Annotated in this window: 1 protein-coding gene; it reads left to right on the top strand. The window is 72.7% G+C overall.

Annotated elements, in window-relative coordinates:
• The coding region (locus GWI24_RS44485) for a beta-galactosidase (RefSeq protein WP_210951680.1) at positions 1–1,309 on the top strand (1,309 nt) is incomplete at both ends.

Raw genomic sequence — 1,309 nt, 5'->3', positions numbered from 1 at the left:
CCACTACTTCCGCACCCACCCCGACCAGTGGGCCGACCGGCTGCGCAAGGCGCGGCTGCTGGGGCTCAACACCGTGGAGACCTACGTCCCGTGGAACCTCCACCAGCCCGCCCCCGGCACCCTGGACCTCGACGGCCTGCTCGACCTCCCCCGCTTCCTGGAGCTGGCCCACGCCGAGGGGCTGCGCGTACTGCTCCGCCCCGGGCCCTACATCTGCGCCGAGTGGGAGGGCGGCGGGCTGCCGTCCTGGCTGACCGCCCAGCCGGGCTTGCGCCCGCGCAGCCGCGACCCCCGCTTCACCGCCGCCGTGGACGCGTACCTCGATCTGCTGCTGCCGCCCCTCGCTCCCCATATGGCGGCGCGCGGCGGCCCGGTGATCGCGGTCCAGGTGGAGAACGAGTACGGGGCGTACGGCGACGACACCGCCTATCTCGCGTATCTGGCCGACGCGCTGCGCACCCGTGGCGTCGAGGAGCTGCTGTTCACCTGCGACCAGGCGGACAAGTCGAAGCTGGCGGCCGGGAGCCTGCCCGGGGTGCTGTCCACCGGCACCTTCGGCGGCCGGATCGGCGACTCGCTGGAGGTGTTGCGCGCCCACCAGGAGAGCGGACCGCTGATGTGCGCGGAGTTCTGGATCGGCTGGTTCGACCACTGGGGCGAGCCGCACCACGTACGGGCGGCGGACGACGCGGCCACGGATCTGGACGCGCTGCTGTCGGCGGGCGCGTCGGTGAACATCTACATGTTCCACGGCGGCACCAACTTCGGTTTCACGGCCGGCGCCAACCACGACCACGCCTACACCCCCGCCGTCACCTCCTACGACTACGACGCGGTGCTCACCGAATGCGGCGACCCGGGCCCCAAGTACGCCGCGTTCCGCGATGTCATCGCCCGCCACGCCGCCGTCCCCGACGAGCCGGTCCCGGAGCCCTCGCCCAAGCTGCCCCCGACCGACATACGGCTCACGGACTCGGCCAACGCCCTTGTCTGCGCCGAATTCCTGTCGCCCGGCGAGCAGTTCACCGACCCGCCCACCATGGAGCGGCTGGGCCAGGCGTACGGCTTCGTCCTCTACGGCACGGAGCTGCCCGCGCTCGGCGACCGCGTCCTGCACTTCACGGGCGGGGTGGGCGACCGGGCGCAGGTCTTCGTCAACGGCGCCCCGGCGGGCGTCCTGGAGCGCGAGCGCCACGAGGACACGCTGCATGTGCGGAGCCCGGAGTACGGGGCCCGGCTGGACGTCCTGGTCGAGAACATGGGCCGGGCGAACTACGGCCCGCGCATCGGCGACCCCAAGGGCATCACC

The organism is Streptomyces sp. MK37H, from assembly GCF_018035285.1.
Lineage (GTDB): Bacteria > Actinomycetota > Actinomycetes > Streptomycetales > Streptomycetaceae > Streptomyces > Streptomyces endocoffeicus.
The sequence above is the reverse complement of the archived record's forward strand: the minus strand, read 5'-3'. Positions and strand labels throughout refer to the sequence as shown.